We start from the raw sequence: 23,498 nt of genomic DNA on the forward strand, positions 1-23,498 counted from the left end.
TGTCGAACAAGTGTTCGAGGAGGTGAATGGTGGACAGGTTAGCGATCGCGCAAAAGGCGCTTGCTGAGGCTGAAGCGCGGGCTGGCTTGCGTGTCGTGCGCGCTGGGGAGGCGGGGCGGAGGGCTACCGTTGCCGGAGAAGTGAGCGCAGATGCCTTTCCGGTGCCCGCCTACCTAGCAGGAGCGTTGCCCCAGGGGCTCATGCGGCGTGGGGTGGTGAACGTGCAAGGATCGAGCTTTCTCATGTCACTGCTCGCCGCAGTCGCGTCCCGGCAGGGGGCGTGGATCGCCGTTCTCGCGGATCCGGAGATGGGATGGTCGTGTGCAGAAAGCTTGGGCGTTGATACGAGTCGAGTGGCCGTCGTAGAGAAAGTGGAGGCCAACAGCGCCCGGGTGGTCAGCGCGGCCGTTGATGGGTTTGATGTGGTGATTGTTGGCAACGTTGCCTTGGATAACCGCGAACGCCGCGTGCTCCAGCGTCGGACCCTTTCTCAGGGTGCTCTTCTTTTGGGGCGGGGTTGGGTACATGCCTCACTCAACGTCGAATGTCAGCTGGTGGGGATGCATGGCGTGACGAAGGGCCGAGGCCATATTCGAGCGGCTGACTATCAGATACTCACGCCTTGGGGACAAGCGCGTGTGCGTTACTCGGACGGCGGAAGCCAGATGGTCGCCGTGGAGCCAACGGGGCTGAGCCTCGTGGGAGGGCAGGCAGCATGTTAAGGGGAAGCGTGTGGATCCCTGATTGGCCGGTGGCGGCAGTGGTCCTGGCCGGGCAAGCTCGTGCCGATGAGCCCATTGCCTTGTATGATCAGCGTGTTATCGCGCTCAATGGGTTGGCCCATGTGGAGGGCGTGCGGGTAGGAATGAGACGTAGGCAGGCCCAATCGCTCGTCCCGAATCTGCGCCTGATGAGGCATGTGCCTGACGTGGACGTCATTCATTTTGAGCGGGTCGTGAGGGCGTGTGAGGAGCATATCGCCTATATCAGCGTGTTGGAGCCAGGCCTTATCACCTTCCTCGCCAAGGGGCCGGTGGCATCGGCGGGCAGCATGCGGCAGCTGTCGGAAAATCTGGTGGGTGACATCGCCGAGGAAGGGCTAGAGGCCCATGTCGGTTTTGGTGAAGGGCTCCTGACGAGTATTCTGGCGGCCCGTCAAGACGCCCACGTTCGTCATGCACGTACTTTTCTTGACTCCCATCCGGTGGGGGATCTCATCCACGCCACTTTCACGGCGAAATCACGCGAGAACATGCGTCATTTCATCAGCGCGATGGAGGATTTAGGTGTGCATCGGATTGGCGATCTGCGACTGCTCGATCGCCATGCGTTGGCCACACGCTTTGGGCAAACGGGGCACCACGTAGGTGCGCTCATTGATGGCGGGGACATCGACTATGAGGGGCGTGCCTACGATGCCCACGAACTTGTGGCCGAGCGTAACGCGGATCCGCCGCTAGAGAATTTCGACCAGGCTGCTTTCCTTGCACGCGATATGGCGGAGGAATTGGCGGGCGAGCTTGTGCATAGAGGCCTCATCGCACAGGAAATCACGATCACTACCCGTGGTGAATCGGGAAGTTGGCAACGGGTGTGGACACTGGATGCCGCCAGCGCACGCGACATCACGGATCGCGTGCGCTGGCAGCTAGCGGCATGGATGACTGACCGAGATGACGCCTCCTGTGATGCTGTGTCAGCCATCCCCCATATCTCGGTAGCCGCAAGCGTTGTCGCGCCAGCCGGGCATGCCCAAGGCAAACTGTGGGGAACGGACCGCGCCAGCCGGGACGCGGCTGCCCGGGCAGTGAGTCGGATTCAGGGTCTCTTGGGTGACCAGGCTGTCACTGTGCCGGAATATGTGGGTGGGCGTCATCCGTTGGAGGCGTATCGCATGCGTTTATGGGACCAGGCCGCGGGCATCCGGCGTCGTGAAGATCCTTGGCCGGGGGCGGTGCCGTTACCTTGGCCGCCCCGCGTGAAAAACCCTCCGGAGCAGGCGGAAATCCTTGACTCGGGTGGGCATGCATGCATGCTGGATGCGCTTGGTGTCTTCTCCTGTCAGCAGGGGTGCGGCGATCCACGCCCGGCGAGCTTACGTGCGGCAGGGCGGGCCGTCGTGGTCAAGGAAATCGCCGGACCTTGGCTACAGATGACGGGCTGGTGGGATCCATCCGCCTATCAGCGTCAGGCCTGGCTGGAGATCGTCGATAACGAATTGTGCGGCTATCTTCTGTGCCGCGAGGGGCAGCGCTGGTGGCTGGTGGGGGTCTATCAATGATTCCCTATGCCGAACTCCACGTTCACTCGGCTTACAGCTTCCTCGACGGAGCATGCATGCCCTCTGACCTCGTTGAACGCGCGGTCGAACTCGAGCTGACCGCCTTGGCGCTCACCGACCATGATGGGTTTGCCGGCGTCGTTCAACTTGCGACGGCGGCGCGCCGCTATGGCCTGCCCACGGTCATCGGGACGGAGGTGACGATCGGCGGCCTGCCCCGGTTGGGGCAGAAAGATCCTGACGGCGAACACCTGCTCATCCTCGCCCGCGATGCGCAGGGATACCGCGCGCTTTCGCAGACTATCGGTGAAGCGATGCTGGCTTCAGGCGTGAAGGGCTATGCCAACCACAGCTTGGAAAGCCTCTCGAGCGCGGCCAAGAACTGGCAAATTTTGACGGGGTGCCGCAAGGGTGGCCTGCGCCGGGCTTTGGAAACTGCCCCGGGAGTGTGGGCGTTGGATGAGGCTAGAGCCTACTTGGATCGCCTGAGTGCGCTCTTCGGGCGCGAAAATGTGGCTGTAGAAATCGTCAACTCCTGCCAGCCCTATGATCGCGAGCGCAACCATCACCTCGTCGAGTTAGCACGAGAGGCGGGTCTGCGGGCGGTCGCAACAGGCAACGTTCATAGTGCGCGGCCGCGGGACGCGGTGGTTGCCGACGTCATGGCGGCAACGCGTGCGAATCAATCGTTGGAGGACTATCGAAGCTGGCTGGCGGCGTGGCCGTCCTACTTGAAATCAGGGGAGCAGATGCTTCAGCTCCACGAGGATCATCCGTATGCGGTGGAGGTAGCTGACAGGATTGGGCGGGAATGCTCATTTGACCTCGCCCTCGTCGCCCCGCAGCTACCTCCGTTCCCAGCACCAGCTGGGCATACCGAAGCCACGTGGTTGCGTCACCTAGCGGAGGAGGGAGCCTTGCGCCGTTATGGAAGCCGTGCCTCCCACCCGCGCGCTTGGAAACAAATCGACCACGAGCTCGAGGTGATTGAGCAGCTGAACTTTCCCGGGTACTTTTTGATCATCCACGAGATTGTTGACTTTTGTGCGAGGCGGGGCATCTGGTGCCAGGGGCGTGGCTCGGCCGCGAATTCGGCGGTGTGTTTTGCCCTCGGGATTACGGCGGTTGATGCGGTTCGGCATCGTATGCTGTTTGAGCGTTTCCTCTCGCCGGGGCGTTCTGGACCGCCCGATATTGACATGGATATTGAGGCTTCTCGCCGCGAGGAAGTGATTCAGCACGTGTATGAAAGGTATGGGCGGCGCCATGCGGCCCAGGTTGCCAATGTCATCACGTATCGTCCGCGTTCGGCCATCCGGGACGCCGCCCGTGCCCTCGGGTATGAGCCCGGTCAGGCAGACGCGTGGGCGAAGTCGGTTGAACGGCGGCTGACTGGCACGGTCTCGGAGCAGACTCCAGCCGGCGCGTTCGCTCAACGCTGGGGTATTGACGAAGACGTCCCCGCCGCGGTGGCCGATATTGCGGCACGCTTGCAACGTCTACCTCGCCATCTTGGTATCCACTCCGGTGGAATGGTGATTTGTGACCGTCCGGTGATTGAGGTGTGCCCCGTTGGTTGGGCGCGCATGGAGGGGCGCACGGTCCTCCAATGGGATAAGGACGATTGTGCTCAGGCAGGTCTTGTGAAGTTTGACCTGCTGGGATTGGGAATGCTCAGCGCGCTTCGGATTGCTTTTAGCGAGCTCACAGAGCGTGGGATCAGGGCGAGTAATGGACAGCCGCTGGACCTGCACAACATTGACCAGGACGATGGGCGCGTATATGACCTACTGTGTGCCGCGGACACGATCGGCGTTTTCCAGGTTGAATCGCGGGCGCAGATGGCCACGCTTCCTCGCATTCGGCCTCGGACGTTCTATGACATCGTTATCGAAGTGGCATTGATTCGTCCTGGGCCGATCCAGGGAGATTCGGTCAACCCGTACATCAATCGGCGGCGTGGGCGCGAGCCCGTCACCTACTCGCATCCGCTCCTCGAAAACGCGTTAGAGAAGACGCTCGGTGTCCCGCTTTTTCAAGAGCAGCTGATGCAGATCGCCATCGATGCCGCGGGCTTTACCCCCGCCCAGGCTGACCAGTTACGTAAGGCGATGAGCGCGAAGCGTAGCCACGAGCGTATGCGCGATTTACGTGATGAGCTCATGGAAGGCATGGCCCGGCGTGGCATTGGCCCTGCAGTGCGCGAAGAGATCTACAACAAGCTAGAAGCGTTTTCGGAGTTTGGTTTTCCCGAGTCTCATTCGTTTTCATTTGCGTATTTGGTATATGCGAGCGCGTGGCTCAAGGTGCATTATCCGGAGAATTTTTATGCAGGGATATTGGCCGCCCAGCCGATGGGATTTTATTCGCCTCAGACGCTGGTCGCCGATGCTCGCCGTCACGGTGTGCTCGTCTTGCCGGTTGACGTGTGCTTCTCGCATGAGCATTCGCACGTGGAGACGACGCCGTGGCGCAAGGCGCGTACGCATCCTCTGGTTGACGCCGATCCGTGTCGGGGCGTGCGCCTTGGCCTGTCGAATATCAAGGGACTACACGGCGCTGTCGGCAGAATCTTGGCGGCCCGGGATGAACGCCAGTTCGACTCCGTTGCCGATTTGGCCCGTCGCGCTCAACTTTCCACTGCTGATCTTGAAAAGCTCGCCGCAGCGGGGGCACTCTCTAGCCTCGGAATGGGGCGACGCGAGGGAATTTGGGCGGCCGAAGCGTTGTCGTACGTCGCCACGAGGAACAGGCAATCAGTCCAGCTGACTATTCCGGGCCTTTACGTTGGTGCCAAGGCTCCTCAACTTGCGCCGATGAGCCCCGTGGAGGAGAACATGGCGGATTTGCGGTCGACGGGCCTGTCGGTGAGCGCCCATCCGATGGAGTTCTTGCGCAGCAGGCTGGACAGTGAAGGAGTGGTGAGCATCGGTGCGCTGGCTGAGTGCCGGCCAGGGCGCCGAGTCAAGGTGGCGGGGGTGGTTACGCATCGGCAACGTCCGCACACGGCGTCGGGAATTACTTTCTTGTCGCTGGAAGACGAGAGCGGCTTACTGAACGTTGTCTGCTCGGTGGGGCTGTGGGAGAGATATCGAAAGGTGCTGCGCACGTCCCAAGGGCTGATCGTCCGTGGCGTTGTTGAGCGAGCTGATGGGGTGACGAACCTTGTTGCCGACGCCGCGGAGAAGCTCGACCTGTCCGTGCCGTTGGCATCGAGGGACTTTCGCTGACCCGCCGCCATCCGCAGGAGGTGTAAAGGCCTGCGTGGGTGTTGCCGGGATTTCACACTGCCACGGCGCTTGGTGCGAAGCTAAGATGAAAGGAAAGAATGGAAGGGGCCTACGTTGGGCAAAATGAAAGTTCTCCTGCGCATCGCGACGACCGCAGGGCCAGCCATCTATAGCATCGTGCGCACATATGGGCCGCAGATTCGCAAGGTGATGAATGACAACCCGGAGCTGTACGAGGCCTTCAAGGGCCGGGTTAGCGCGTTGGCTGGCGCCGGAAAGTCCAAGCGCGGCACCGCGGCGTTGAAGAGCCGGATCGGTGTTTTGCGAGAGCAGACGACCTACCTTTACGGCACGGCCAACAACACGTCGGTGGCCGAGCGCGCCACGGCGTGGCGGAAGGAACTCGACACGATCGAGAACGCCCTGCCGATTGTGGACTCGATGAATGGCAGAAATCGCAAGGAAAAAATGAAGGAGTTCGAGGGACGTATCGACGATCTCGCTGCCAAGGTTCTTGCGCTGACGTTGAAGGATGAGATCGAGGACGCCGAGATCGTGGACGAGGACTGAGCACTGCGTGGGGGTCCGCCGTTGTGGGCCCAGCCTCACTCCAGGCCGAGTGCTCCGGCGATGTCCGGCTGAAAGAATCCTGGCCCCTTGAGGACTTTTCCGTCTTCACGATAGATCGGTTTGCCATCGGCGCCGAGCTTGGACATGTTGGAGGCTTGGACCTCGCGCAAGACGTCGGCGAGGGGGATTCCGAGTTCGAGCGCCATGCCGTAGACGACGTAGGTCAGGTCGGCGAGGGCATCTGCCACTTCGACGGTGTCGCGTGTGCCGTCGTCTGAGCTTCGCGCAGCCGTGTAGGCGTCTTCGATTGTTGCGCGCGCCTGGCGTCCGTAGACGGCGCCGACAAGTTCGGCGAATTCTTCGGCGACGAGGCTCATGCGCATGTGGACGCGTTCTCGGTCAGCATTGGGGGAGTCTGTGGCGATGGGAAGCCCGTAGGTCTCGTGGAATTGGCGGACCAAGTCTTCCGGCCGGTTCGGATCGGGAAGAAAATCATGAGAACTCATACCCTCCAATGTACCTGCTCGTGAATCTTGCTGGAGATGTTGTCGCAGATCACACCTCAAACCATGGCTGCGATTTTGGCAAAGGTGGGGGTGTGGTGATAAGTTCTTACCTGTTGCGAACGCAGCAGACCTGCGCGGGTGGCGGAATAGGCAGACGCGCTAGCTTGAGGTGCTAGTCCACGTATAGTGGGTGGGGGTTCAAGTCCCCCTCCGCGCACAGGTGAAAAGAGCCGGTAGAGATACCGGCTCTTTTCACATCTTGCTCTCTCGCGCGTGGGCGGCCCGCGGCGGCTAGAGTGATGGCATGAGTTTTCCTCGGGCCACGACGGCCGTTTATGCGCTTCTCGGACGGCCCGTGCAACATTCGAAGTCTCCCCAGTTGCACAACGCTGTCTTTGACCACCTAGGAATTGATGCGGTCTATGTCGCCCACGAGATTGACAAGATCGGGCCCGCGGTCGCCGCGCTACGGCAGCTGGGATACGCCGGGGCGAACGTCACGATGCCGTTCAAGACTGAGGTGGTTGACCATGTCGATGTTCTGGGCGATGCCGCACGCGAGATGAGGGCCGTTAACACGCTGACTTTCCGCGACGGACTGATCATGGGTGACAACACGGATGGAGCCGGCCTGTTCAACGAGATCCGCAGGGCCGGAACGCGCGTGGCAGGGGCCAAGGTTGTTTTGCTGGGAACCGGGGGAGCGGCCGCCGCGATTTGGACGCAGGCCGCACTCGACGGCGTCGCGAGTGTCAAAGTCTTCAACCGCGCCAAGCCTGGCTTGGACGAAATTGCTCACCGGCTCGCCTCGCTCTCCGAACGGAGCGGATGCGACCTTACGCTCGGCGACCTCGCTGAACGCGAAGTGCTGGCGGCCGCCGTCGACGAGGCCGACATCGTTGTCAACGCCACCGCCGTGGGTATGGGTGAACTCGCAGGGCAATCCCTCATTGAGCGGGATTGGATCTCGCCACACCACACGATCGCAGACGCGGTCTACCATCCTCGCCTGACCAAGCTCCTTGAGGACGCACGCGAGGCCGGCGCGAGGACTGTCGAGGGCATCCGGATGCTCCTCGGGCAGGCCGCCGTGTGCGAGAAAATCTGGCTCGGCATCGATATGCCTTTCGAGGTTGCTTCGGCGGCGGTCAATTCTTAACCGGAGGGCGTTCTTCGGTAGGCTGTGCCTATGCCGTTCGCATTTCTTGCCGCCCGACCAGCAGGCGCACGCATCATCAGAGACGACGAATACGCGGCCGTCCTGCGCGAGGGCAAGCTGAGCCGTGACGCTCTCGTGTATTTTTCCCTCGAAGATCGGCCACGCATCGACCCCACCGAATACTCTGGCATCATCGTTTCGGGATCGGTCTACAGCTACCTCGAGGAACACGAGTCGAAGACCGCCGAGCAGATTGCCGTTGAAGAGGTGCTCGACGAGCTCAACGCGGTGGTCCTCGAGCGTGACCTTCCCTATCTTGGTCTGTGCTACGGGTTGCAGTCCTTCGCCGTCTCGCTCGGGGCCAGGTTGACGAGGGACTACGGCGAAGAGATTCAGGCCGTGACGATCGAATTGACGGAAGAAGGCAAGCGGGACGCCATCTTCGGCTCGCTCCCGGAGGCTTTTCCGGCCGTCGTCGGCCACACGGAGGCCATCGTTGAAGCACCCGCCGGCACGGTGGTGCTGGCCTCCTCCGAGCTGTGCCCGATCCAGGCACTCCGATACGGAGAAAATGTCTACGGCACGCAGTTCCACCCTGAGATCGGCGAGGAGTCGGTCAAGATTCGCATCGACTACTACAACGGCAGCAAGTACTTCGCTCCGGGGCAGGTCGACGCCGTTCGCGCACGATCGCTCGGCTACGACTACTCCTTCAGCGCCGCAGTCATTTCCCATTTCATCAATCGCTATTGCTAGGAGTGACCCATGAAATTCGCATCCTCGCCACGATCGACCGTGGGCATCGAATGGGAACTTCAGCTGATCGACCGCGACTCAAACGACCTGCGTCAGGCGGCGGACACGATCCTCACCCAGGCGCGCGCGCTCGATCGAGACACCTCGATGATTCATGGCGAGATGCTCCTGAACACCATTGAGCTGGTCACCCGCCCGCATTCGACGATCCGGGAGTGCATGGATGACCTTCAGGAGGGGCTTGACACGTTGGCGCCGGTGCTTGAGCCGATGCGCATCGTCCTCGCCTCCTCGGGCACTCATCCCTTCGCCAATCCGGTCTACCAGCGGGTGACGGACACCGAACGCTATGCCGAGTTGGTCAACCGAACGCGGTATTGGGGGCGGCAAATGCTCCTTTTCGGCACGCACGTGCATGTGGGCATCGAGGATCGGGCGAAGGTGTTACCTATTCTCAAGGCTGTTCTGACCCGCTTCGCCCACCTCCAAGCCTTGACTGCGTCGTCGCCGTTTTGGGACGGGAAGAGCACGGGGTACGCCGATAACCGGGCGATGGTCTTCCAGCAGTTGCCCACCGCCGGGGTTCCCCACCAGTTCAGCTGCTGGGAGGAGCTGGAGGAATACCATTGCGGGATGGCCAAGACGGGGATTATCTCCAGCTTCGACGAGGTGCGATGGGATGTTCGGCCGTCGCTGAAGTTCGGCACGCTCGAGTTCCGGGTGGCCGACGCCGCCACCAACTTAGCGGAGGTGGGCATGATCGCCGCGCTTTCGCAGTGTTTGGTGGAGTATTTCTCCAGAGAGTACGACGCCGGCCGGGAGCTTCCCACCTTGCCGCAGTGGTTTGTGATCGAGAACAAGTGGCGGGCGGCGCGCTACGGCATGGACGCTACCCTCATCCTTGATGCCGCGGGCAACGAGGAGCCGGTGAGCCAGACGCTTGCCCGCATGGTCGACAAGCTGCGGCCCATCGCTGAGGAACTTGGTTGCCTTGAGGAACTCATGACGGTTCACACGGTCTTGCGCATCGGCGCTCCCTACCGGCGTCTTCTGCGCGCAGGTGCGTACTATGGCCAATCGCGCGAAGCGGTGGTGGACTTTATGATCGCGGAAATGGCGGCCGGCCATCCGCTAGATCCGGACCATTTCAAAACCGAAGGCATCGCCGCAACCGACGAGGCTCATGCCCCCGCATATGCGCCCAACGAGAGCGCGCCGTCGAAGGAGAAATAATGGCCGAGCTATACGCCGAGGCGCTTGACATCGCTCAGCAGCTCATCCGCTTCGATACGTCGAATGACGGTCGGGATATCATTGAGAAGCCCGCAGCGGACTACATCATGGACCTTCTCCACGAGGTCGGGCTTGAACCGGACTACCTTGGCCCGACGCCGGGCCGGCCGTCCGTCGTCGTGCGGATCCCGGGCAAGAAGCGTGAGGTTGAGGTTGATCCGGAGACGGGCGAGCGCCGCGGAGGCGTTGTCATTCACGGGCATACTGACGTGGTGCCGGCGGTGGCTGAAGACTGGTCGGTTGATCCGTTCGGGGCGCAGATCAAGGACGGCTATCTCTGGGGCCGCGGCGCAGTGGACATGAAGAACATGGACGCGATGATCCTGGCCGTCGTGCGCGAGATCGCCCGGACGGGATACGTGCCCCCGCGCGACCTCATCGTCGCCATGTTTGCCGACGAGGAGGCCGGCGGACACATGGGATGCCAGTGGCTGGTGTCGCAACACCCGCACCTGTTTGACGGCGCCACCCATGCGATCTCAGAGGTGGGCGGTTACAACACCTACGTCGACGGCAAGCGGGTTTACCTGTTACAGACGGGCGAAAAGTCGCTCACGTGGTACACCTTGCGCGCGGAAGGAAAGGCGGGGCACGGTTCGCAGGTCAACGACGACAACGCCGTGGCCAAGCTTGCCCGCGCGATGGCGGCGATCGCGGATGAGCCCTGGCCCCTGGCACTCACCGAAACGGTGACGAAGCTCTTGAACGGGACGGCGCAACTATCCGGTTTGCCGTTTGACCCGCAGGACGAAAAGACGTTGCGGGCGTTGGTTGATGCGCTCGGCCCTGCCCGCGCCTACGTCGGGGCCACCTTACGCACGGGAGCAAACCTGACGTCGATGAACGGCGGGTACATGGCGAACGTCATTCCCTCGGCGGCGCAGGGAAGCGTGGATGTGCGCGCCATCCCCGGCACGGAGCGAGAGGTGGGGGCGCGCATCGCCGAGCTCACCGAAGGGCTAACGGTGGGCATGCTTCACGACGCCGATGGCTACGAGTGCTCGACGGAGGGAAGTTTCGTCGATGCCATGGTCGGTGCCCTCAAGGAGAAAGACCCGCAGGCTTACGTGTTGCCCTACCTGCTGTCGGCGGGCACAGATAACAAAGCGCTCGGCTCTCTCGGAATCGCCGGATACGGGTATTCTCCGGTCCGGGTGCCGGAGGGGTTCGATTTTCCGGCGATGTTCCACGGCGTCGACGAGCGAGTTCCGGTGGATTCCCTGTCCTTCGGCTCCCAGGTGCTGCGCGAATTCATCGATCGGCTTTAGGGGTACGTAAATGTGGGCGGAGTGGGCTAGGCTTCTTTCATGGCTAAAGAAACTCAAGCAGCATGTGATCGACTGATCTTCGCACTTCAGGAGTTCAACGCGACCGCTATGGCGGCCCGTGATCCGCAAGACCCATCCATTTTGGCCGCGGCCGATGCACTTGCGGATGCCTTCACACTCTACGACGACGCGCTCTACACGCAGTACGGCGTCGAAACGCCCCTCGATACCTATGACGAGTACGAGGAAGACTATTTCGACGACGAGGACGTTGACGACGAGGACCTCGAGGATGACGACCTCGAAGACGACGAGGACCTCGAGGATGACAATGATTTCGATTTCGACGACCTCGACGACGAGGATCTCGACGAGTTCGATCTTGACGACTAGCCGCGGCTGGGCTCGCCACGGCGAGTGACACGCTCAGAACGATCAGATCTCGGAAATTGCTTGGGCGACGGGACCCGGCAACGGCGCGATATCCAGCGATAACACTTGTTCAAACTGTGCGTTGGTTCGGGCGCCAATGAGCGCGCACGTCACCTGGGGTTGCCCCAACAGCCACGCGAGGGAAACGTCTGCTGGTGTGCGTCCGAGACCGTCTGCTGCCTTGACGACTGCTTCGACTGTGCGGCGCGGCTTGTCGGTGAGGTAGTGATCCACGGTGGCTGACAGGTGATCGGTCGCGGCCCGCGATGTGGCGGGAATCGTGTGGCGGTACTTGCCGGTGAGGACGCCCCCCGCGAGCGGAGCCTGGGCGATGATTCCCAAGTTAAATTCGCGCGCGACGGCGGTGAGGTCCCCGGCCGGCTTGCGCTGAAGGACCGAGTAGTCGGCTCCGATCGATCCGAGTGCGGTGAGGTGGCGATCGTCGAGGTATTGAGCGGCGCGCGCCACGCGCCAGGCGGGGTGGTTTGCCAGGCCAATGTATCGGGCTGCGCCACTGGCCACGATGGCGGACAGCGTGCCCAGCTGTTCGTCCACGGGAACGCGCGGATCTGGAGCGGCCAGTTGAAGGACGTCCACGTACGTGGTTCCGAGCTGGGAAAGCGTGGTGTGAAGCGAATCCATGATGGCGCTGCGTCCGCCGTTAAAGCGCACGCCCGATTCGTGATAGAAGTTTCCTGCATGGGCAACCACGACGACGTCGCTGCGGTCAATTCCTCCATCGAAGACGGCGCCGAGCACGTGCTGGGCGAGACCCTCGCCGTAGACGGGGGAGATGTCGATGGTGGTGCCGCCGTGGTCCAGTAGTGTGGCGACCATCTTCGATGCGTCCTCGAGTTCCGTGTCTCGTCCCCAGGTCAGCGTGCCGAGGCCGAGCTGGCCCATGCGCAGGCCGGTGCCTCCTAAAAAGGTGTGCTTCATATCCCAGAGCCTAACGTACGGTGAGCCCAGATGAGGGTTTAGGCTTGGGCGCGTGGGTATTATTGAAGCCATTGTCTTGGGAATCGTCCAGGGGCTGACGGAGTTTCTTCCGATTTCGTCCTCCGCACATTTGCGCATTGTGGGTGAGCTTTTCCCCTCGCTCGGAGATCCGGGCGTGACCTTCACCGCTGTGACTCAGATTGGCACGGAGATCGCCGTCGTCCTGTATTTCTGGAAGGACATCGTGCGAATCATCGCGCAGTGGTTCAAGTCCCTGCCGGTGGGGCCGTGGAAAAACCAGGTGCCCGCCTCAGATCCCAACGCGCGGATGGGCTGGATCGTCATCCTCGGTTCGATTCCGATCGTCGTACTCGGCTTGCTACTGGAAAACTGGATCGACACCGTCTTCCGCAACCTTTACCTGACGGCGCTCATGCTTGCACTCTTCGCCATCCTGCTCGGCTTGGCGGATCGCATGGGCAAGCGTGCGAAGGACTTGGATCGGATGTCGATTCGCGACGGCGTCGTCCTGGGTTTCGCTCAGGCGATGGCGCTCATTCCGGGCGTGTCGCGATCGGGCGGCACGATCACGGTCGGACTGGCGCTCGGGTATACGCGCTCGGCGGCGGCACGAATCTCCTTCTTTTTGGCAATCCCGGCCGTGTTGGGATCCGGCTTTTACCGACTCCTCAGCGACGATGGGACGGGCCCGCAGGCGGGTGCCGTAGCGACCCTCGCCGCTACTGTTACGGCGTTCGTGGTCGGCTATGCGGTGATCGTGGGCTTCCTCAAGCTTGTGGAGACGAAGAACTATCTTCCCTTCGTCGTTTACCGTCTGCTTCTTGCCGGGCTGCTCGTCTACTTGCTGGGCAGCGGCCTGATGAGCACATACTAGGAGCGTCGATGCGCGCATCTTTGCCAGCCGCCGTCTTGTTCGATATGGACGGGACCTTGACGGACACCGAGGCCCTGTGGTTTCGGGCCGAGACGGAGATCCTCGCAGACTTGGGGCGGCAATGGCGGCCCGGTGATGAGATGGCCGTCGTCGGCCTCAACCTGCTCGATGCCTGCAGGTACCTGGTGTCCCATCTGGAGCTCTCTGTCAGCGCCGAGTTTCTAGCCGACGCGCTGACTGACCGAGTGGTGGAGCTCGGCGAAGAACACGGCATGCCGTGGCGCCCCGGAGCCTTCGATCTCCTTGAGCGGGTGACTGCTCTTGGCATACCGAGTGCACTGGTCACGGCTTCGCGGATGTCTTTTGCTCGCCTCACCCTTGATCAGGCTCCGCCAGGATCCCTCGAGGTGGCCATCACAGGCGACCAAGTGACGAACGGCAAACCAGATCCGGAGCCATACACGAAAGCGATCGAGCGGTTTGGCGTCTCACCCGGCAGCACGCTGGCTTTTGAAGATTCGGTCTATGGGCTTGCCTCTGCGCGCGCCGCGGGCGCGGTCACAGTGGGCGTTCCGCTCAAGATGGACCTCAGCGGCCGCGAGGACGTCATTATTATTGGCTCCCTTGCTGAGGCCGATGAGGACTTCCTCCGCGCGGTCATGGCTTAGCGCCGACCTGGGCCGTCAATAGCTGGGCTGCGCCTTCCCCGTCCATCTCGGGCGCCTTGTTGCCGAAAGCTGGGCAGATGCTCTGAAAATGACACCATTGGCACAGCGGGCTCTTCTTCGCCTCGAAGGCACCTGAATCAATACGCGAACGAATCGCCGACCACAGGGCATCGAGCTCCATCGTGAGCCCATCGACGTCAAGAGGAACCGGATCGTAGGTCAGCACCCGCCCGTCCTTGAGATAGATGAGCTGAGTGCGCGCCGGAAGCGTATCTTCGGCGTAGTACAGCGCGGCGGCATAAAACCGCATCTGGAAAATTGCCTCGTTTTGGAAACGCGGGGAAGGGGACTTGCCCGTCTTGTAATCGACCACACGAAGTTGCCCGTTCGGCGCCCGATCCAAGCGATCGATGATGCCTCGAATCGCCAGGCCAGAGGGGAGAACGGCGTTGACGAACTCCTCACGCGCGGCAGGCTGTAGGAAGGCAGGGTTTTCCAGTTTGAAATAGTTCGCAATGAGCGTGCGCGCGGAGCCGAGCCACTCGGCTATGGCTAGCTCCGATTCGAAGAGGCCCTCCGTCTCGGGGGCCTTGTCCACATGGGCCCGCCAGCGCGGCTCAAGCAGATCCTGGGCGTGATCCGGGGTGCGATCGAGCGGCGGCGCGTCAAAGAGGTGTTCAAGCACGGAGTGGACCAGTGTGCCACGAAGAGCCTCAAGCGAGGGAGGCTCCTCCATCTTGTCAATGGTGCGAAAGCGGAATTTCAGCGGGCAGGACTTAAAATCGTTGGCCCGCGAGGGGGAGAGAGCAGCGTGACGTTTCATGCTCCCTACCGTAGTGACTGCGTCCGACAATTTTCCGTAAGATAGCTTCAATGAGTAACTATCCACATCCGCTTGGCGCAGAGCGCCGCCGTGGTCCTTTTCGTGCGGGCGAACGAGTTCAGCTCACCGACACCAAGGGCCGCAAATACACGACGCTCCTGACCCACGATGGCTACTTCCAGTCCCAGCGTGGCAACTTCCGCCACCGCGAGCTGATCGGCAAGCCCGAGGGCACCGTCTTTGAAACCGAGACGGGGCACGTCCTTCAGGCCCTGCGCCCTCTCGTGGCGGACTACGTGCTGTCCATGCCGCGCGGCGCCACGCCGGTCTATCCCAAAGATTCCGGCCAGATCATTCAGCAGGGTGATATTTTCCCCGGCGCCAAGGTCTTCGAGGCGGGCGTCGGTTCTGGCGGTCTATCGTTGTCGCTCCTGGCGGCGATCGGGCCCGAGGGCCACCTGACCTCATGCGAGCGCCGGTACGAGTTTGCCGAGATTGCCCAAGCGAACGTCGAGTCGTGGTACGGGCCGGCGGTACCCCCGTGGGACTTGTACGTGGGGGACGCCAACGACGCGCTGGACGAGATGGAGGCCGAGGCGCTCGATCACGTCGTCCTCGACATGCTCGCGCCGTGGGAGATCATCAGCCATGCGGCTCGCGCGTTGCGCTCGGGCGGCGTGATCGTCGGATACGTCACGACCACGACCCAGCTGTCTCGCTTCGTCGAAAAGCTACGCGACAGCGAATGCTTCACGGAGCCGGAAGCCTTCGAAACCATGCTCCGCACCTGGCACCTCGATGGGCTGGCCGTCCGCCCCAACCATTCGATGGTGGGCCATACAGGCTTCCTCGTCGTCGCACGCCGTATTGCCCGCGGCAGCCAGCCGCTGATTCCCAAACGTCGTCCGGCGCCCGCGGCACGGCCGGATCTTCCGGAGTGGGAAAATTGGGATCCAGCCGACATGCCCGATCGAGTCATGTCGGATAAGAAGCTGCGCAAGGTGCGCCGCGACGTGGCCCACCGTGCCGACGTCGAGCAATCGGGCACATCGGAATCCGGACAGAACGCCGCGCTGATGCGGGCCAAGCTCGATCAGGAGTCGACCGATCGCAATCGTCGTCGGCTTCAGGAACGGCGCCAGGTGCGCACCGAGGAGGAATCGTGAGCGATCAGGGAGAGATCTTCGGGCTACAGAGCGCGCTGGCCTCGCTCGAGGAGAAAAACGACCGGCTCGCGCAGGCCCTCCAAAAGGCCCGTCAACGCATCCAAGACCTTTCCGGCCAGGTCGAAAAGCTCTCCTCGCCACCGGGATCGACGGCGACTTTTCTCAGTGCCGACCACGCCCGTCATGAGGTCACGGCGCTGGTCAACGGCCGAAAGATGATTCTGTCGGCCGCCACCCTCGTCGAGCTGGGGGCTATCCGGCCGGGCCAGGAGCTTCTGCTCAACGAAGCCCTCGTGGTGGTGGGCACCTCAACGTATGAGCGCACGGGCGAAATCGTCACCGTCAAACTCGTCATTGACCCCGAACGCGCACTCGTCCAAGTTCACGCCGACGACGAACGAGTCCTTCGCATCGGCGGGCGCCTGCAGGATCAGCGTGTCCAGGTCGGAGACACGGTTCTGGCTGACCTTAAGTCCGGGTTCATCCTTGAACATGTCGAGCGCCCCGACGTCGAGCACCTGTTGCTCGAAGAGATCCCGAACGTCTCCTATGAGGATATCGGCGGGCTTGACGCCCAGATCGTCCACATTAAGGATTCGGTTGAACTCCCGTTCGAACAGCCGGAGCTCTACCGCGAGCACGGACTCAAGCCGCCCAAGGGCGTCCTCTTGTACGGTCCGCCTGGAACGGGAAAGACGCTCATTGCACGCGCGGTGGCAACCTCGCTCGCCCACAAGATCTCCCGCCGTGACGGGCACGAGAAGTCCCGTTCCTACTTCCTCAACATCAAGGGCCCGCAGCTGCTCGATAAATACGTGGGCGAAACGGAGAGGCAGATCCGGGAGATTTTCTCGCGTGCACGCGACCGGGCGGCGTCGGGAATCCCCGTTGTCATCTTCTTCGACGAGATGGAGGCTTTGTTCCGCACGCGCGGATCGGGCGTGTCCTCAGACGTCGAAACCACCGTCGTTCCGCAACTTCTGGCCGAGATTGACGGTGTCGAGCAGCTTGACAACGTCATCGTTATCGGCGCCTCGAATCGGGAGGACATGATCGATCCGGCCATCTTGCGCCCGGGCCGCCTCGACGTCAAGATTCGCATTGAACGGCCCAACCAATACGGTTCGTGGGACATTCTGCTCAAATATCTGACGCCCGATCTGCCCATTCACGCCGACGAAATCGCAGCCCATGGCAGTGCCGAGACCGCGGTACGGGCAATGGCTCGTGCCACGGTCGATCGCCTCTTCACGCGCGATTCGGCCAACGAGTTCGTTGAACTTACCTACACGGACGGGGCCAAGGAGATCCTTTATGTCAGCGACTTCGTGTCCGGCGCAATGCTGGCGGCGATCGTGGACCGTGCCAAGAAGCTGGCCATCAAGGATCTCCTCTCCCGAGGCGAACGCGGAATTCGCACGGAGCACATGCTTGCCGCCCTCGCCGAGGAGACGGCGGAAAACGAGGACCTTACGCAGATGACCAACCCCGATGAGTGGGCTCGCGTGCACGGGCGCAGTTCGGGTAAGCGCATTAGCTTCGTCAAGCCGCTGACCGCGAGCAAGGTCGACGCGCCGAGCGAGGAAGCAGAACAGACGCCGGCCGTCGGCGATGACCGGCCGATTAACGTGTGGGACGACGTCGTACGGAAGGGACTGATATGAGCGTACGCCGCGCTATCGGGCTAGAGACGGAATTCGGTATCACCGACGCATCTAACCCGCAAGCCAACCCCATCGTGCTCTCGACGGAGGTCGTCGATGCCTTTGGCGGGCGTGGAAGCGCCTCCGGGGGAGCGGGTGCGATCCGGTGGGACTACCACGGCGAGGATCCCCTCAACGACGCCCGCGGATACCGCCTCGATCGTGCTGCGGCGCATCCCTCGCTGCTCACGGACGATCCCGAGTTGCCTGCACCCTCCGGGGACGCGTGTCTCGAACACGTGCGACGCCCCTCGGAGGCTGAGCTGGCCCTGCCGCGCGCGGCGAACGCCGTGCTGACCAACGGCGCTCGATACTACGTTGACCACGCGCACCCAGAATACTCGGCCCCCGAGGTGATAAATCCGCGCGAGGCCATCTTGTGGGACCGCGCGGGTGAATTGATCGCGATCGAGTCGATGGACCTGCTCAAAGAGGCCGGGCGCTCGGTGGTGATGTATAAGAACAACGTTGATGGCAAGGGCGCCGCCTACGGCACACACGAGAATTACTCGGTCGATCGACGCGTCGATTTCACTGACATTATCCGTTATATGACGCCCTTTTTCGTCACCCGGCCGATCATCTGCGGGGCCGGGAGGCTCGGCCTTGGCCAAAAATCGCAGCATCCGGGATTCCAGATTTCCCAGCGCGCCGACTACGTGGAAAACGACGTCGGCCTAGAGACGACCTTTAACCGGCCCATCATCAATACGCGCGACGAGCCGCACGCGGACGCCGAACGCTACCGGCGCCTCCACGTCATTGGCGGAGACGCCAACCAGTTCGACGTGTCGAACCTGCTTAAGGTTGGCGCCACCTCGCTCGTTTTGTGGATGATCGAACAGGACGCGATGCCCCTGGGCATGGATTCGCTCATGTTCTTCGAGCCGATCCGGGCAACCTGGGAGGTATCCCATGATCCCACGCTGACGCGGAGGATTGACATGCAGGACGGCTCCCAGCGCACGGCTATCGAGATTCAGCAGATTTATCTCGACGCCGTCCGCTCGGCCCTCGACGAGCGCGGAAAAATCGACTACGACACCCGAGAGGTGCTCGATACATGGCAGGAAGTGCTCGACCTGCTCCGCACCGACATGTTCGCCGCCTCGGGCAAGGTCGAATGGGTGGCGAAGTATCAGATGCTCCAGTCGATGCGTCAGCGCACGGGCGGTTCCTGGGATAACGATAAGTTGCGCGCCTTTGACCTGCAGTGGCACGATTTGCGGCCCGAGCGTTCGATCGTCAACCGGCTTGATCAGGCGGGCCGCGTTGAGCGGCTCTTCCATCCTGAGCAGGTCATGTGGGCGACTCGCCATGCCCCGCAGTCGACCCGCGCCTACCTTCGCGGCGGCCTGATCCGCAGGTTCGCCGACAAGGTCATGTCGGCTGGGTGGGACGGTGTCACGCTTGACGTGCCCGGTTACGAGTCGCTGGTGCGCATTCCACTGATGTATCCGGAGCGGGCGCGGCACGATCTGGTGGGCGACATGCTCGAGGAAGCGACGTCGATCGAAGACTTCCTCGTGCGCCTGACGTCGGCTTAGGTGGCGGCTCGCTGATCGTGCCCGTGCGGCGAACTATGATGGAGAAGAAGGAAAGGTAGTTCATGTCAGAACAAGAATTTATGCAGCCTCGTCGCCGCGAGGAGAGCCAGAGCCAGGAGTTGCCGCAGGTAACGGCCTCGCAGGCCGATTTCGATGTCGATGATCTTTTGGATGATATCGATTCGATCCTCGAAGAAAATGCGACCTCCTTCGTCCAGGGTTTTGTGCAAAAGGGTGGCCAGTGATTCCCCAGCGGATTATGGGCATTGAGACCGAGTACGGTCTCTTGTGTGCCTCGACGAACGGCGGGGAGCCTCCGATGGACGCGGAGGCGGCTGCCCATCACCTGTTTGAGCCCTTGCTCCGCAAGACGCGCTCGACGAGCACGTTCCTGGCCAACGGCGCCCGCTTGTACCTCGATGTTGGGGCGCATCCGGAATATGCCACCGCGGAGTGCGACTACCTCGGCGACCTGCTGGCCAACGATCGCGCCGGCGATCAGCTGTATGCCCAGTTGGCCGGCGATGCGAATGAGAAGCTGGCGGCGTCGGGTGCCCGTATTCATCTGTTCAAGAACAACCGTGATTCCTACGGTAACTCCTTCGGTTGCCACGAGAACTACCTCGTGCGGCGCCGGCGCGACTTTCGCCAGCGCATCGACGGCCTGATTCCCTATTTCGTCACGCGTCAGATCATGGTGGGGGCCGGCTTCCTCGAGGTCGACGGCGGCGAGGTTCGCTTCAAGCTTTCCCAACGTGCGGACAGGATGAACGACGCCGTCTCGGCGGCCACCACCCGCTCCCGCCCGATGATCAACACACGCGATGAGCCCCACGGCGACGCCGAGCTTTACCGGCGCATGCACGTCATCGTGGGCGATTCGAACATGTCGGATTCGACGTCCGCGCTGAAGGTGGGCGCGACGCAGGCGGTGCTCGACGCGATCGAGGACGGGCTGCGTCTTCCGGATCGAACCCTGGCCGAGCCCGTGCGCGCTATCCGCGAGGTGTCGGCCGACACCTCGTGCCGCGCCGTGTTGGAATTGGCGGACGGGTCGAGGATGACGGCGCTGGAGATTCAGCGCGAGGTCCACGATCTCGTTCGGTCACGATTCGAGGACAACGGGTGGCTGGCCGAACTCGACCCGATGCGTCGCTACGTCTTTGACCTGTGGGAACGCACGCTGGAGGCCCTCGAGCGCGGGGAGCTCGTGGCGATATCGAGCGAGATTGATTGGGTGGCCAAGCGTCAGCTTCTCACCCGCTACGCCGAGAGGCTCGGGACTGACCTTGGAGATCCGCGTATCCTCAGGCTCGATCTTGCCTGGCATGACATCACCGGGGCCGGTTTGCGCCCCAAGCTCGAGGCGAGTGGCGGGCTGAAGAAACTCGTGAGTGAGGCAGATGTCGCTCGGGCTACGGGCATCCCACCGCAGACGACTCGCGCGAAACTGCGTGGCGACTTCGTTGCGCTGGCGATGGAAAATCGCCGCGACTACATGGTGGATTGGATGAACATTCGCCTGCTCGAGGACGGTGGTGCTCGCCAGGTGCTGCTCAAGGACCCGTTCGCACCGGTCAATGTCGAGGTCGCCGAACTGATGGAGCTCATCGAAAGTGAGTAAGCTTCGCCGCATCGGCCTCGTCGTGTTCATCATCGTCCTGGGACTGGTGATGGGCTTTGCCGCATCCGCGGCGCAATACCGCATGGGTGCGGTCTCCGCGCCGATGACGGTCCACGTGGGTGGATCCTTCGGCGCGCCGGTTGGAGTCACGGTTGAGGGCAGGGCCGATTTTGAGGCCGATGACGGGCTCGTCCCCGAATTTAGCCGGGTGGACGAGGACGGCCAGGGCCGCGTCGTCGATGCCGGCACCCAGGTGCTGGCAAGGGCCACCTCCTTCTACCTGCGCGAGGACGGGCTGACGGCGGAGACGGGCTCGCAGTACCTGACCGGCGCCGCGGGCGAGGACTCGCTCGGGGGCTACGCCGCGCATGTGGTGGGCAAGCACGAAGGCAGCCGGATTGTCCTCGTCCAGCCAGAGACCCGCAGGGCCGGAACGGTGACCGTGATCGACCTCTTGTACACCGTCCTGCCCGGTCAGCACGGGGCGACCGAGCCGTCAAACGGCCTGCCCGGGGTGGCGATCGGTGCCGACGGCTTTCCGACGATCACGGCCGGCGGCGGGGCGGTCGGAGGCTACCAGGAAAATCAGCTGATTACCGGAGGCGGTCAGCAGGTCAAGGCGGGCGATACCGTCGTCGTGAACTACCTCCTTGTATCGGGGGAGGGCAAGGTTCTTGAGAACACCTGGACGTCCAAGGCTCCTGTGGTGATGACGGTTGACGACGTCTTCGACGGCTTGCAGTCCGGGCTCAAGGATACGCGCGTCGGTTCGCGTCTCGTGTTGGCTGTGCCGGCGGCGCAAGCTCAGGGCGAGGCGGACGTTGCGATTGTGATGGACGTGCTGGCTAAGCTTCCGAAAGAAGGGTGAAGGTCGCTTTCTCGTTCGAAGGGAATTCTGCTAGCAGCGCTTCCTCCTGCGCGGCCCAGCCCGGCCAGTGCTCGGACCAGTCGTAAGGGTCTCTCGCCCGGACGCGCTTGAGCCGCAGCTCGGCGTCGGCCTCGAGCCATACGGTGAGATCGAGGTATGGCCGGACGGAGGCCGAGGTTGATCCGCACCCGACGAGGATGACGACGTCGGCTTGGCCTGCTCGCGGAATGCGAACGGGCTCCGCCCAGTGTTCCTTCGCCCAGTCCCACGGCGTTGCCTGCGTTGAACCACGCTGAGAAAGCTCGCCTGCCATGCGCGCGAGCTTTCCGATGTCGTCGACGAGCGAGCCCCACCCGCCAATGTACGCCTCGACCTCGACTGTGCTCACGCGGCGTCCCGCCGCCTCGAGGCGCGCGGCAAGCGCGTTCGCCAGGGTGGTTTTTCCTGCGCCGGACCGCCCGTCGATGCCCACCAAGGCGGGGGCGGGCAGGGCGAGGAGCGCGTCGCAGATGTCGGCGATTGCGATGTTCGATAGATGGCCATTCATGGGTGAGAGCCTAATTCGCGTTACGATGGGGCATCAAGGTAAAGGAGAAGCATGGGCGTAAGCGTCAGGGTTATTCCCTGTTTGGACGTCTCCCACGGCCGCGTGGTCAAGGGCGTCAATTTCGACAATCTCAAAGATGCGGGCGATCCGGTTGAACTTGCCGCTCGATATTCTGCGATGGGAGCCGACGAGATCACTTTCCTCGACGTCTCGGCCTCGGTTGAGAATCGCGGGACGATGCTTGACGTCGTGCGGCAAAGTGCCAGGGAAGTGTTCGTTCCTCTCACCGTGGGAGGCGGCGTGCGATCCGTGGACGATGTGCGCCTCCTCCTCGACGCGGGGTGCGACAAGGTCGGTATTAATACGGCGGCATTGGCGCGGCCCGAACTACTGACGGAGGTCGCTTCGGAGTTTGGAAACCAAGTCATCACGCTGTCGGTTGATGCGCGCAGGGCGTCGGGCATGCCCTCGGGTTTTGAGGTGACGACGCACGGCGGGCGCCGTAGCGCGGGTGTTGACGCCATCGAGTGGGCGATTCGGTCGGCCGATCTTGGCGCGGGGGAGATCCTGCTGAACTCGATGGATGCCGACGGAACCACCGACGGCTTCGACATTGAGCTCATTGACAAGGTTCGCTGCGAGGTGTCCGTTCCGCTCATCGCCTCCGGCGGCGCCGGCAGGGCAGAGCACTTCGTCGAGGCTGTGCGCGCGGGTGCCGACGCCGTCCTCGCGGCTTCCGTCTTCCACTTCGGCACGTTGACGGTGGGCGAGGTTAAGACCGCCTTGGCCGAGGCGGGCATCGAGGTGCGGCTATGAGTGCCCTACCTGACGACGTCGCCGCGCGGGTCACGTTCGATACGAATGGCCTCGTGCCGGCCATCATCCAAGAGGCCGCCACCGGCGAGGTCCTCATGCTCGGTTACATGAACGACGTCGCCCTGCAACGAACCTTGACGACGGGCCGCGTTTGGTTTTGGTCGCGTTCTCGGCAAGAGTATTGGCGCAAGGGCGACACCTCGGGGGCCATCCAGCTGGTTCACTCCGTGGAGGTAGATTGCGACGGGGACACGTTGCTCGTCTGCGTCACGCAGCGCGGGGCTGCCTGTCACACCGGAGAGCGCACGTGCTTCCTGCAAGGCGGGCACTTGCCCGTCACCATCCCGGACGTGGTGGCGGGGGCGTAACGCTTTCGTCTTGGCCGGGACCCTGCGTAGAGTGAGACG

22 protein-coding genes, 1 tRNA gene and 1 pseudogene are annotated in these 23,498 nt (G+C 62.5%); 20 read left to right on the top strand and 4 right to left on the bottom strand.

Translation table 11 applies throughout. The features are described 5' to 3' along the window. The first annotated feature begins 26 nt into the window (after positions 1 to 26). The 4 genes from imuA' (at position 27) to HLG82_RS04485 (ending at position 6,081) form a co-directional block, all read left to right on the top strand. Entirely contained in the window at positions 27 to 722 is a 696-nt protein-coding gene (gene imuA' / locus HLG82_RS04470; protein ID WP_193327498.1) for a DnaE2-dependent mutagenesis accessory factor ImuA', read from the top strand. An 8-nt stretch (positions 723 to 730) separates the two neighbouring features. Beyond that, complete coding sequence (locus tag HLG82_RS04475) at positions 731 to 2,281, top strand: Y-family DNA polymerase (protein ID WP_193327499.1); 1,551 nt, start codon at positions 731 to 733, stop codon at positions 2,279 to 2,281. Beyond that, a complete protein-coding gene (locus HLG82_RS04480) occupies positions 2,278 to 5,511 on the top strand; it encodes an error-prone DNA polymerase (RefSeq protein ID WP_193327500.1) in 3,234 nt (1,077 codons plus the stop codon). Before HLG82_RS04475 ends, HLG82_RS04480 begins: the two co-directional genes overlap by 4 nt. 123 nt (positions 5,512 to 5,634) lie before the next feature. Then, on the top strand, positions 5,635 to 6,081 hold the full coding sequence (locus HLG82_RS04485) for a hypothetical protein (RefSeq protein ID WP_193327501.1): 447 nt from the start codon (positions 5,635 to 5,637) through the stop codon (positions 6,079 to 6,081). A gap of 35 nt (positions 6,082 to 6,116) precedes the next feature. Here the strand turns inward: HLG82_RS04485 and HLG82_RS04490 are convergent. Beyond that, positions 6,117 to 6,551: pseudogene (locus HLG82_RS04490) on the bottom strand (pyrophosphohydrolase domain-containing protein); the annotation flags it as partial. Positions 6,552 to 6,719: 168 nt separating this feature from the next. On the opposite strand from HLG82_RS04490, the gene HLG82_RS04495 reads away from it, so the two are divergent. The 6 genes from HLG82_RS04495 (at position 6,720) to HLG82_RS04520 (ending at position 11,456) form a co-directional block, all read left to right on the top strand. Beyond that, positions 6,720 to 6,804 (top strand) — tRNA-Leu (locus HLG82_RS04495). Positions 6,805 to 6,891: 87 nt separating this feature from the next. Further along, positions 6,892 to 7,746 carry a shikimate dehydrogenase family protein gene (locus tag HLG82_RS04500; protein ID WP_193327503.1) on the top strand — a complete coding sequence of 285 codons (855 nt, stop codon included), beginning with the start codon at positions 6,892 to 6,894 and terminating at the stop codon, positions 7,744 to 7,746. A 30-nt stretch (positions 7,747 to 7,776) separates the two neighbouring features. Then, positions 7,777 to 8,502 (top strand): glutamine amidotransferase-related protein, encoded by a 726-nt coding sequence (locus HLG82_RS04505; protein ID WP_193327504.1) that lies wholly within the window; start codon positions 7,777 to 7,779, stop codon positions 8,500 to 8,502. Positions 8,503 to 8,511: 9 nt separating this feature from the next. Continuing rightward, positions 8,512 to 9,735, top strand: a complete 1,224-nt coding sequence (locus tag HLG82_RS04510; protein WP_193327505.1) for a glutamate--cysteine ligase — start codon at positions 8,512 to 8,514, stop codon at positions 9,733 to 9,735. Then, a complete protein-coding gene (locus tag HLG82_RS04515) occupies positions 9,735 to 11,063 on the top strand; it encodes a M20/M25/M40 family metallo-hydrolase (protein WP_193327506.1) in 1,329 nt (442 codons plus the stop codon). Before HLG82_RS04510 ends, HLG82_RS04515 begins: the two co-directional genes overlap by 1 nt. A gap of 39 nt (positions 11,064 to 11,102) precedes the next feature. Then, the gene (locus HLG82_RS04520; RefSeq protein WP_193327507.1) at positions 11,103 to 11,456 is read left to right on the top strand and encodes a hypothetical protein; all 354 of its coding nucleotides are present in this window, start codon (positions 11,103 to 11,105) and stop codon (positions 11,454 to 11,456) included. A gap of 42 nt (positions 11,457 to 11,498) precedes the next feature. Here HLG82_RS04520 and HLG82_RS04525 read toward each other — a convergent pair whose 3' ends face one another. Next, positions 11,499 to 12,434, bottom strand: coding sequence for an aldo/keto reductase (locus HLG82_RS04525; protein ID WP_193327508.1), 936 nt, complete (start codon positions 12,432 to 12,434; stop codon positions 11,499 to 11,501). 52 nt (positions 12,435 to 12,486) lie between these two features. Here HLG82_RS04525 and uppP point away from each other — a divergent pair, with 52 nt between their 5' ends. Both uppP and HLG82_RS04535 read left to right on the top strand, forming a co-directional pair. After that, complete coding sequence (gene uppP, locus HLG82_RS04530) at positions 12,487 to 13,329, top strand: undecaprenyl-diphosphatase UppP (RefSeq protein WP_193327509.1); 843 nt, start codon at positions 12,487 to 12,489, stop codon at positions 13,327 to 13,329. An 8-nt stretch (positions 13,330 to 13,337) separates the two neighbouring features. Further along, positions 13,338 to 13,997: an HAD family hydrolase gene (locus tag HLG82_RS04535; protein WP_193327510.1), complete on the top strand. Its 660-nt coding sequence runs from the start codon at positions 13,338 to 13,340 to the stop codon at positions 13,995 to 13,997. Here HLG82_RS04535 and HLG82_RS04540 read toward each other — a convergent pair. Beyond that, entirely contained in the window at positions 13,987 to 14,820 is an 834-nt protein-coding gene (locus HLG82_RS04540; protein WP_193327511.1) for a RecB family exonuclease, read from the bottom strand. The genes HLG82_RS04535 and HLG82_RS04540 overlap by 11 nt on opposite strands. 50 nt (positions 14,821 to 14,870) lie before the next feature. Between HLG82_RS04540 and HLG82_RS04545 the strand changes: the two genes are divergently transcribed. The 6 genes from HLG82_RS04545 to HLG82_RS04570 all read left to right on the top strand — a co-directional run bounded on the left by HLG82_RS04545 (position 14,871) and on the right by HLG82_RS04570 (position 21,728). After that, entirely contained in the window at positions 14,871 to 15,986 is a 1,116-nt protein-coding gene (locus HLG82_RS04545) for a tRNA (adenine-N1)-methyltransferase (protein ID WP_193327512.1), read from the top strand. Next, entirely contained in the window at positions 15,983 to 17,650 is a 1,668-nt protein-coding gene (gene arc, locus HLG82_RS04550; protein ID WP_193327513.1) for a proteasome ATPase, read from the top strand. Before HLG82_RS04545 ends, arc begins: the two co-directional genes overlap by 4 nt. Next, positions 17,647 to 19,236 carry a depupylase/deamidase Dop gene (gene dop, locus HLG82_RS04555; RefSeq protein WP_193327514.1) on the top strand — a complete coding sequence of 530 codons (1,590 nt, stop codon included), beginning with the start codon at positions 17,647 to 17,649 and terminating at the stop codon, positions 19,234 to 19,236. Before arc ends, dop begins: the two co-directional genes overlap by 4 nt. Positions 19,237 to 19,298: 62 nt before the next feature. Continuing rightward, entirely contained in the window at positions 19,299 to 19,481 is a 183-nt protein-coding gene (locus tag HLG82_RS04560; RefSeq protein WP_193327515.1) for a ubiquitin-like protein Pup, read from the top strand. A gap of 14 nt (positions 19,482 to 19,495) precedes the next feature. Continuing rightward, positions 19,496 to 20,860 (top strand): Pup--protein ligase, encoded by a 1,365-nt coding sequence (gene pafA, locus HLG82_RS04565; protein ID WP_439654677.1) that lies wholly within the window; start codon positions 19,496 to 19,498, stop codon positions 20,858 to 20,860. Next, positions 20,853 to 21,728 carry an FKBP-type peptidyl-prolyl cis-trans isomerase gene (locus tag HLG82_RS04570; RefSeq protein ID WP_193327516.1) on the top strand — a complete coding sequence of 292 codons (876 nt, stop codon included), beginning with the start codon at positions 20,853 to 20,855 and terminating at the stop codon, positions 21,726 to 21,728. Before pafA ends, HLG82_RS04570 begins: the two co-directional genes overlap by 8 nt. Here HLG82_RS04570 and HLG82_RS04575 read toward each other — a convergent pair. Further along, positions 21,706 to 22,275 (bottom strand): uridine kinase family protein, encoded by a 570-nt coding sequence (locus tag HLG82_RS04575; RefSeq protein ID WP_193327517.1) that lies wholly within the window; start codon positions 22,273 to 22,275, stop codon positions 21,706 to 21,708. The genes HLG82_RS04570 and HLG82_RS04575 overlap by 23 nt on opposite strands. A 51-nt stretch (positions 22,276 to 22,326) precedes the next feature. On the opposite strand from HLG82_RS04575, the gene hisF reads away from it, so the two are divergent. Together hisF and hisI are read left to right on the top strand one after the other, a co-directional pair. Next, complete coding sequence (gene hisF / locus HLG82_RS04580; RefSeq protein WP_193327518.1) at positions 22,327 to 23,091, top strand: imidazole glycerol phosphate synthase subunit HisF; 765 nt, start codon at positions 22,327 to 22,329, stop codon at positions 23,089 to 23,091. After that, positions 23,088 to 23,459 (top strand): phosphoribosyl-AMP cyclohydrolase, encoded by a 372-nt coding sequence (gene hisI / locus HLG82_RS04585; RefSeq protein ID WP_193327519.1) that lies wholly within the window; start codon positions 23,088 to 23,090, stop codon positions 23,457 to 23,459. Before hisF ends, hisI begins: the two co-directional genes overlap by 4 nt. The last annotated feature ends 39 nt before the right edge of the window (positions 23,460 to 23,498 follow it).

The sequence above is a fragment of the Trueperella pecoris genome (assembly GCF_014926385.1).
GTDB lineage: Bacteria > Actinomycetota > Actinomycetes > Actinomycetales > Actinomycetaceae > Trueperella > Trueperella pecoris.